The organism is Micromonospora sp. NPDC049580, from assembly GCF_040675595.1.
Lineage (GTDB): Bacteria > Actinomycetota > Actinomycetes > Mycobacteriales > Micromonosporaceae > Micromonospora.
Genome location: NZ_JBFAPG010000223.1, coordinates 1 through 9,588, shown reverse-complemented (window position 1 = coordinate 9,588; position 9,588 = coordinate 1). Strand labels below are relative to the sequence as shown.

The window sequence follows — 9,588 nt, the reverse complement described above, 5'->3', positions numbered from 1 at the left end:
GTGGTGAACCTGCGGCTCGGCCGGGGGCCGGGCGCGGTGCCGTTGGCCGAGCGGTTCGGCGCCCTGGCCGAGCTGCGCGCCGCCGGGCTGATCCGGCATCTCGGGCTGTCCAACGTCCGGCCCGAGCAGGTGGACGAGGTGGCGGGCATCGCGCCCGTGGTCTGCGTGCAGAACAACTACGGCCTGGACGCGTACCGGGAGCAGGACGCCTTCGTCCGCGCCTGCGGCGAGCGGGGCATCGCCTACGTGCCCTTCTTCGCGCTGGCCGGCACCGGTCGGGAGGCGGGTGCGAGCGCCGCGCCGGGCGCGGCCGTCGAGGCGGTCGCCCGGGCCCACGGCGTCACCCCCCAGCAGGTACGCCTGGCCTGGACGCTGCACCAGGGCCCGCACGTCCTCGCGATCCCCGGCACCGGAGACCCGGCCCACCTGCGGGAGAACATCGCCGCCGCCGCGCTACGCCTGACCCCCGAGGACCTGAACCGCCTCCCCTGACCCCCGCCCCCGGTGATCATGAAGTTATTGCCATCGATGCCGGCGTGTCGCGCCGATAACTTCATGATCACCGGAGCCAGACCCGGAGGGGGCCCGCAGGGAGGAAGCCGGCTCGGCGGGCGGGTGGCAGGTCGGGGGTGGTCTCGTAGCCGATCAGGGGTACGCCGGGCAGGGTGGCGGGAATCGCATGCCAGATCTCGTCCGGGTCGTCGCTGTGGGTGAACAGGTTGGAGACGCCGGCCGGGTCGTCGCCGCTGATTACCGCCCCGCCGACGACAGCGCCCCGCTCGTCGTGGCGGGCCAGCACCCGGATGCGCGGGTCGGCCAGCAGCGCCGGGCGAAACAGTTCCCCGCCGCCGTGCGCGCTCGCCCAGGCCGCCAGCCCTTCCGGAGTGGTGACCGGCGTGAGCGGCGGGCCGGCCGGCGGGTCGGTCGACGGGCGGTGGATCCACTGCGCGTCGAAGAGCACCCGGAACCCGTACGCCGAGAGGTCGAGGTCGGCGAAGCTGTCCTTCACCGATGCGCCGGGCCCGACGTCGATCCGCGCCAGCAGCGCCTCGGGGTCGACGTCGGGGCGCAGGGTGACCGCGTCCGGATACCAGGGTGGGGAGCGGCGGGGCACCGACCACGCCTCGGCGTCGATCCGGCCGGCCAGCCCGTGGCTGGCGCACACGGCGTCGCACCATTGCGCGTTGTTGTGCGCCGCCGCCTCCCGCACGTCCGTCGACACGCCCGGCAGCCTACGAGGTCAGGACCCGGTGAGGACGACGAGCCTCTGGGTCGCGCGGGTCATCGCGACGTACCGGTCGACCGCACCCTGGATGCCCTCGCCGAACGTCTCCGGGTCGACGAGGACGACCAGGTCGAACTCCAGCCCCTTGGACAGTTCCGGGCTCAGCGACCGGACGCGATTCGTCGCCGGCCGGAACGTGGGCTCGCCGATGACGCAGGCGATCCCGTCGGCCTGCTCCGCGAGCCAGCCGTCGACGATCGCGTCCAGCTCGCGCACCGACCCGTGGATCACCGGAATCCCGTTGCCGCGGATCGAGGTCGGCACGTTCGCGTCCGGGAGCACGGCGCGGATGACCGGCTCGGCCTGCTCCATGACCTCCCGTGGCGTCCGGTAGTTGATGCTCAGCGAGGTCAGGGTGACCCGGTCGAGGCCGATGCGCCTCAGTCGTTCCGGCCACGACTCCGTGAACCCGTGCCGGGCCTGGGCGCGGTCCCCGACGATGGTGAAGCTGCGCGCCGGGCAGCGCGACAGCAGCATCTGCCACTGCGCGTCGGTCAGCTCCTGCGCCTCGTCCACGACGATGTGCGCGAACGGGCCGGCCAGCAGATCCGCGTCGGCGCTGGGGAGTACGGCCTCGTCGACCAGCGCGTCCTGCAGGTCCAGTTGGCGCAGGCTCGACAGCACACCCTCACCGTCGTCGTACGCGTGGGCCTCGATCAGCTCGTCGACGACCGTCGCCATGCGCGCGCGTTCGGCGGCGATGGCGGCCTCGTGGCGGCGCGTACGCCGGGACGCCTCCGGGTCGCCGAGCCGCTGCCGTGCCGCGTCCAGCAGCGGCAGGTCGGACACCGTCCAGGCGCGGGCGTCGACGCGTTGGAGCCGGCGGATGTCCTCGGGGCCGAGCCAGGGGGCGCACCGGCGCAGATAGGCGGGCACCGACCACAGGTCGGCGACGATGTCGGTCGCTTCGAGCAGCGGCCAGGCGCGGTTGAACGCCGTACGCAGGTCCCGGTTGCGCAGCAGCGAGCCGCGTACCAGGTCGTCCGACTCGTCGCCGTCGTACCTCCCGAGCAGGATCGCCAGCAGCTCCTCCCAGATCTCGTCCCGCGCCTCGTTGTGCGGGGTGCCGGGTCCGGGCGCCTCGAACGCCTGGGCCCAGTCGTCCGCGCTCAGCCGCACGTCGGCGTCGCCGGCCGTGACCGTCATCGCCGTGGTCGGCGGCTCCTCGTAGAACCGCACGGCCGCCTCGATCGCCCGGACCAGGTCCGCCGAGGACTTCAGGCGGGCCACGTCCGGATCGGCCTCGACCGTCGCCGCGGCGCCCTGGGGTACGAGGTCGCGCAGGGTGCAGGTCTGCACGTCCTCCTCGCCGAGGCTGGGCAGAACGTCGGCGACGTACGCCAGGTAGGGCTCGTGCGGCCCGACGAACAGCACCCCGCCGCGCCGGTGCCCGAGGCGGGGATCGGAGTAGAGCAGGTACGCGGTGCGGTGCAGGGCCACGACGGTCTTGCCCGTGCCCGGACCGCCGTCGACGACGAGAGCGCCGCGCGATCCGGCCCGGATGATGGCGTCCTGGTCGGCCTGGATGGTGCCGAGCACGTCGCGCATCCGGGCCGACCGGTTGCCGCCGAGGCTGGCGATGAACGCGGACTGGTCGTCCAGCGCCGCATGCCCCTCGAACCCGTCCGGGGTGAACACCTCGTCCCAGTAGTCGCTGATCCGGCCGAGCGTCCAGCGGTACCGACGCCGGCTCGCCAGGCCCATCGGGTTGGCGTGGGTCGCCCCGAAGAACGGCTCGGCCGCCGGGGAGCGCCAGTCGAGCAGCAGCCGTCGACCGTTGCCGTCGGTGAGGCCGAAGCGTCCGATGTAGACCGGCTCGGGGCCGTCCGCGCTGACGATGCGCCCGAGGCACAGGTCCAGACCGAAGCGCCGCAGGGCGCGCAGGCGAGCGGTCAGCCGGCGGATCTCCTCGTCCCGGACGACCGCCTGGCGGCCCTTGCCGGCGGGTGCCCGGCGCTCGGCGTCGAGGCGGTCGGACAGCTCGGCGATCGACTGCTCCAGGCTCGCCGCGATGACGGCGAAGTGCTGCTCGTCACGGTCGATCAGCGCCGGGTCGGCCTTGGCGGCGAGGTTGTCGGGAAGGTCGAACGCGCTGGCCGCCGCCGACGAGTTGTGCATGTATTGGCTCCCGTTTCCGCAGGTCCTGGCCTTGGACGGGCAATTCTGCGGTACACCTGGGGCCTTGCCGCAAGTCCCCCCATGCGGTATATGTTGGATATGGCGGGGAGTGTTGCCCCCCGCTTTCAGGGCTTCCGTTCGGTACGCCCGCTCCAGCGGTTCCGTCCGCGCTCCGCCGAGTCAGATTTCTCCCACCTGGCGTGCAGCGTATTGCCAGGAATCGGTGCTGAACTGGAGTGGCGTCCGAGGAGAGGGGCTGGGCATGGGCTGGTTCAACCGGCGGTCACGGGGCACCGAGGCGACCCCAACGAAGCTGGACCGCGAGGCCACCCGGGACGATCTCGCCGCGCTGGAGTCGTTCGTCGCCAGCCGGCGGGGAGTGGAGTTCTACCTGGAGCCGGAGACCACCGCCACCGACACCACAGTGGTGGCGATCGCCCACGACGGCGAATGGATCCGCCGCCGCACCGGCACACCCCGCGCGGCGGGCGCCATCGCCCGCAAGCACGCGGTGCCGCTGTACGAGGCGGCCCGCACCGGCTACCCGGAGCGGATGCGGGTGTGGAATCGGGCACACCCGGAGCGCCACGCCCGCTGAGACTCCTCCGCCCAGAAGCCACCACCGCCGGGCCAGCGGCGCGAGCCAGAGTGCTCCGCCGATCCTTTGCTCTGCTTACCAATAAGCGCCAGTGACGCCCCATTCCCGTTGCGTATAGGGAAGCAGAGCAAAGGATGTCGGGCATTGATCCGGGGCATCGAGGTCGGGTGATCCGCTGTCGCGTCGACAGTTGAGGCTCGGTGACGCACGCCCGTTCGTCGGGCCGGAGCAGCGTTGACCCGCAGCGCAGGGGTGTGGCAGCATTCGCGGCCTGACGGCAGTGAAGGAAGTCGGTGCGAATCCGACGCGGTCCCGCCACTGTCACCGGGGAGCGATCCCCCCTCGTGAGTCACGGCCGTGTGTCTGCGGTTGGAAGGCCGGGGGAGAGCGTCGATCCGGAAGCCAGGATACTTCGGCCGTCGGGACGTACCCCAGGGCGTGGACACCCGAGGAGGACCCGATGACGCTTGGCGTCTCCATCATCGACGGCTGCTGCCGTCTTGCGCACCGCGGCCGTGCCGTCGCCGCGATCGGCATCGACTCCGTTCACCGCTGAGTTCCGGACCGCGCCGCCCGTCGCTCCCGGCCGCAGGCCGCTGAGCCGGCCGGATCGCGGCCTCCGCTGAACCCTGCGCCCATCCCACGTCGCGAGGCCGCTCTCGCGAGCGTGCCGACGTTACCGTCCGGAGCCTGCCGTGCGCGTTCTGCTGCTCTCCACCGCCGACACCGACCTGCTGGCCGCCCGCGCCAGTGACGCCGACTACCGGCTCGCCAACCCGGCGCGGGTGGGGGCCGACGAGGTGCCCGCCCTGCTCGACGGGGTCGACCTCGCCGTCGTACGCCTGCTCGGGGGTCGGCAGGCGTGGCCGGACGGCCTCGCCGCGGTGCTCGCCACCGGCGTGCCGACGGTCGTGCTCGGCGGTGAGGCGGTGCCCGACGCGGAGCTGATGGCGATCTCCACGGTGCCGTCCGGAGTGGTCACCCAGGCGCTGGCGTACCTGGTGGAGGGCGGGCCGGACAACCTCGGGCACCTGGCCCGGTTCCTCTGCGACACGGTGCTGCTCACCGGCGAGGGGTTCGCCCCGCCCGCGCCGACCCCGGCGTACGGCGTACACGGCGACCACCCGACCGACCCGCGGCGGCCCACCGTGGGGATCGTCTTCTACCGGGCGCACGCCCTCGCCGGCAACACCGCCTTCGTCGACGTCCTGGCCGAGGCCGTGCGGGAGGCCGGGGGCAACCCGCTGCCGATCTTCTGTGGCTCGCTGCGGGGCCTGACCACGGGCGCGGGCCCGCTCGGGCTGTTCGCCCGCTGTGACGCGCTGCTGGTCACCGTGCTCGCGGCCGGCGGCGCGGTCGCCGCCGACGCGTCCGGGGGCGGCGACGAGGACGCGTGGGACGTCGGCGCGCTCGCCGCCCTGGACGTGCCCGTCATTCAGGCGCTCTGCCTGACCAGCACCAGGGAGCAGTGGGCCGGCAGCGACGCCGGGCTGTCCCCGTTGGACGCGGCGATGCAGGTGGCCATCCCCGAGTTCGACGGACGGATCGTCACCGTGCCGTTCTCGTTCAAGCGGATCGACGCGGACGGCCTCTCGGTCTACGCCGCCGACCCCGAGCGGGCCGCCCGGGTGGCCGGCATCGCGGTACGTCACGCCCGGCTGCGGTACGTGCCCAACGCCGACAAGCGGGTCGCCGTCGTGCTCAGCTCGTACCCCACCAAGCACTCCCGGGTCGGCAACGCCGTCGGGCTGGACACCCCCGTCTCGGCGGTCCGGCTGCTCGCCGCACTGGCCGAGGCGGGCTACCACCTGGGGGACGCGCCGCCGCCCGACGACGGCGACGCGCTGATCCACGCCCTGATCGCCGCCGGTGGGCACGACGTGGAGTGGCTCACCCCGGAGCAGTTGGTCGCCGCCGAGGCCCGGGTGCCCGGCGAGACCTACCGGCGGTGGTTCGACCAGGTACCGGCCGAGCTGCGTGAGCGGATGCGGGAGCACTGGGGTGAGCCGCCCGGCGAGCTCTACACCGACGGCGGGGACCTCGTGCTCGCCGGGCTGCGCTTCGGCAACGTGGTGCTGCTGATCCAGCCGCCGCGTGGCTTCGGGGAGAACCCGATCGCCATCTACCACGACCCGGACCTGCCGCCGAGCCACCACTACCTGGCCGCGTACCGCTGGCTGGCCGCGCCCGTCGCGGACGGCGGCTTCGGCGCGGACGCCGTGGTGCACCTGGGCAAGCACGGCACCCTGGAATGGTTGCCCGGCAAGGGTCTCGGCCTGGCGGCCGACTGCGCGCCCGACGCGGTCCTCGGTGACCTGCCGCTGGTCTACCCGTTCATCGTCAACGACCCCGGCGAGGGCACCCAGGCCAAGCGGCGCGCACACGCCGTGGTGATCGACCACCTGGTGCCGCCGATGGCCCGCGCCGAGACCTACGGCGACCTGGCCAAGCTGGAGCAACTGCTCGACGAGTACGCGACAGTGCAGGCCCTCGACCCGGCCAAGGTGCCGACCGTGCGGGCGCAGATCTGGGACCTGGTGCGCGCCGCCGAGCTGCATCACGACCTGCACGCCGAGGCGATGCCCGACGCCGACGACTTCGACGACTTCGTGCTGCACCTCGACGGGTACCTCTGTGAGGTCAAGGACGTGCAGATCCGCGACGGCCTGCACATCCTCGCCGACGCGCCCGTCGGCGAACCGCGGGTCAACCTGGTCCTCGCGGTGCTGCGCGCACCCCAGATCTGGGGCGGCAACCACGCCCTGCCCGGCCTGCGACAGGCCCTCGCCGCCGCGTACGGCCTCGACGAGCAGGAACTGCTGGCGGCACCGGGCGAACGACTGGCGGTGCCCACGGCGTTGACCGACGTGGTGGACGGGCCGGCCGGCACCGCCGCCGACGCCGTCGACCTCATCGAGGCGCTCGCCCGGAGGTTGGTCATCGGGATGGAGACGCTCGGCTGGGACGCCCAGGCGGTCGACGCGGTGGTCGCCGAGGTGACCGGGCAGCCGATCCCGGACGTCGTCGCGGTGCTGCGCTTCGCGGCCACCGAACTGGTGCCCCGGCTGGCGCGCACCACCGACGAGTTGACCCACACCCTCGGGGCGCTGGACGGGCGGTTCGTGCCGCCCGGACCGTCCGGTTCACCCACCCGGGGCCTGGTCAACGTGCTGCCCACCGGCCGCAACTTCTACTCCGTCGACCCGAAGGCCATCCCCAGCCGCAACGCCTGGGACGTCGGCGTGGCCCTCGCGGACTCGCTGCTGGCCCGGCACCTCGCCGACACCGACACGTACCCCCGCTCGGTGGGGTTGACCGTGTGGGGCACCAGCGCCATGCGCACCCAGGGCGACGACATCGCCGAGGTGCTCGCGCTGCTGGGCTGCCGCCCGGTCTGGGACGACCGGTCCCGGCGGGTCACCGGCATCGAGGTGGTGCCGACCGCCGAGCTGGGCCGGCCCCGCGTCGACGTGACCGTGCGCATCTCCGGCTTCTTCCGCGACGCGTTCCCGCACGTCGTGGCGCTGCTCGACGACGCCGTACGGCGGGTCGCCGCGCTGGACGAGCCGGACGAGGAGAACTACGTGCGGGCGCACGTCGCCGCCGACCTCGCCGAGCACGGCGACGAGCGGCGGGCCACCGCCCGGATCTTCGGCTCCAAGCCCGGGGCGTACGGCGCGGGCCTGCTGCCGCTGATCGACGCGCGGACCTGGCGCAGCGACGCCGACCTCGCCGAGGTGTACGCGGTGTGGGGCGGCTACGCGTACGGCCGGGGCCTGGACGGGCGGGAGGCGCGCGCCGACATGGAACGCTCGTTCGCCCGGATCGCGGTGGCGGTGAAGAACCAGGACACCCGCGAGCACGACATCGTCGACTCGGACGACTACTTCCAGTACCACGGCGGGATGGTGGCGATGGTCCGCCACCTCACCGGATCGTCGCCGCAGGCGTACGTGGGTGACTCGGCGATGCCGCACGACGTGCGCACCCGCACGCTGGGCGAGGAGACCCGGCGGGTGTTCCGCGCCCGGGTGGTCAACCCGAAGTGGATCGCGGCGATGCGCCGGCACGGCTACAAGGGCGCGTTCGAGCTGGCGGCCACCGTGGACTACCTGTTCGGCTACGACGCCACGGCCGGCGTGGTCGACGACTGGATGTACGAGCACCTGGCCGCCGCGTACCTCTTCGACGACACGACCCGGGAGTTCCTGGAGCAGTCCAACCCGTGGGCGCTGCGCGGCATCACCGAGCGGCTGCTGGAGGCCGCCGACCGGGGGCTGTGGGCCAAACCCGAGCCGGCCACCCTGGACCGACTCCGTGACACGTACCTGGCCAGCGAGGGCGACCTGGAGGACCGGGCATGATCACCTACCCGTTCAGCGCGGTGCTCGGCATGGCCGACATGCGGTTGGCGCTGCTGCTCAACGCTGTCTCCCCGGCGATCGGCGGGGTCCTCGTGCGCGGCGAGAAGGGCACCGCCAAGTCCACCGCCGTCCGGGCGCTCGCCGCGTTGCTGCCCCCGGTGCGTCGGGTCGCCGGCTGCCGCTTCGGCTGCGACCCCGCCGAGCCCGACCCGGGCTGCCCGGACGGGCCGCACCCGGCCGACGCCACCGCCGAGACCCGTCCGGCCCGCCTCGTGGAGTTGCCGGTCGGCGCCGCCGAGGACCGGGTCGTCGGCTCGCTCGACCTGGAGAAGGCCCTCGGTGCGGGGGTACGCGCCTTCGAACCGGGCCTGCTCGCCGCCGCGCACCGGGGCGTCCTCTACGTCGACGAGGTCAACCTGCTGCACGACCACCTCGTCGACCTGCTGCTCGACGCGGCGGCGATGGGCCGCAGCCACGTCGAGCGCGAGGGCGTCTCGGCCAGCCACGCGGCCCGCTTCCTGCTGGTCGGCACCATGAACCCGGAGGAGGGGGAGCTGCGCCCGCAGCTGCTCGACCGATTCGGGCTCACCGTCGAGGTGGGTGCCAGCCGGGACCCGGAGGTCCGGGTCGAGGTGGTGCGTCGCCGACTCGCCGCAGACGCCGACCCGGCGGGCTTCGCCGCCCGCTGGGCCGACGCCGACGCGGAGATCGCCGGCCAGGTGGCCGCCGCCCGCCGCCGGCTTCCCGGGGTACGCCTTCCGGACGCCGCGCTGCGGCAGATCGCCGAGGTGTGCGCCGCGTTCGACGTGGACGGCATGCGCGCCGACATCGTCACCGCCCGTACCGCCCTCGCCCACGCGGCCTGGCACGGCCGGGACCGCGTCACCATCGACGACGTACGGGTCGCCGCCCGCCTCGCCCTGCCGCACCGCCGCCGCCGTGACCCGTTCGACACGCCGGGCCTGGATGAGAAGCGCCTCGACGAGGCGTTGCAGCGCGCCCAGGACGCCCACCCCGACGATCCGGACGACGACGGCGGCCCGCACGACGGCGGCCCGGCTGGATCGCGCCCCGACGGCTCGGACCCTGACGGTGGCGGCCCGGGCGGTGGCTCCGGCGGGCACGGCGGCCCGGACGACGGCGGCGCCGACGGCGCGGGACCCCACGGTGGCAGCTCCGACGGCAGCGGTGACGCCGTTGACCAGGGTGCATCCGGCGCGACA

At 73.7% G+C, this 9,588-nt stretch carries 6 protein-coding genes and 1 riboswitch; of the genes, 4 read left to right on the top strand and 2 right to left on the bottom strand.

From position 1 onward, the window contains the following. On the top strand, positions 1–492 hold a 492-nt coding region (locus tag AB0J68_RS18590; protein ID WP_363939591.1), incomplete at its 5' end, for an aldo/keto reductase. Positions 493–559: 67 nt separating this feature from the next. On the opposite strand, the gene AB0J68_RS18585 is transcribed toward AB0J68_RS18590, so the two are convergent. Then, on the bottom strand, positions 560–1,222 hold the full coding sequence (locus AB0J68_RS18585; RefSeq protein ID WP_355065283.1) for a hypothetical protein: 663 nt from the start codon (positions 1,220–1,222) through the stop codon (positions 560–562). Positions 1,223–1,240: 18 nt separating this feature from the next. Next, positions 1,241–3,403, bottom strand: coding sequence for an RNA polymerase recycling motor ATPase HelR (helR, locus tag AB0J68_RS18580; protein WP_363939590.1), 2,163 nt, complete (start codon positions 3,401–3,403; stop codon positions 1,241–1,243). A 262-nt stretch (positions 3,404–3,665) separates the two neighbouring features. On the opposite strand from helR, the gene AB0J68_RS18575 reads away from it, so the two are divergent. The 3 genes from AB0J68_RS18575 to AB0J68_RS18565 form a co-directional block, all read left to right on the top strand. Continuing rightward, positions 3,666–4,001: a hypothetical protein gene (locus tag AB0J68_RS18575; RefSeq protein ID WP_234589536.1), complete on the top strand. Its 336-nt coding sequence runs from the start codon at positions 3,666–3,668 to the stop codon at positions 3,999–4,001. Between the two features lie 283 nt (positions 4,002–4,284). Continuing rightward, positions 4,285–4,414, top strand: a riboswitch (cobalamin riboswitch). 282 nt (positions 4,415–4,696) lie between these two features. Continuing rightward, on the top strand, positions 4,697–8,365 hold the full coding sequence (gene cobN, locus AB0J68_RS18570) for a cobaltochelatase subunit CobN (RefSeq protein ID WP_363939588.1): 3,669 nt from the start codon (positions 4,697–4,699) through the stop codon (positions 8,363–8,365). Further along, positions 8,362–9,588: ATP-binding protein (locus tag AB0J68_RS18565; RefSeq protein ID WP_363939586.1), on the top strand; the 1,227-nt coding region annotated here is incomplete at its 3' end. The genes cobN and AB0J68_RS18565, both read left to right, overlap by 4 nt.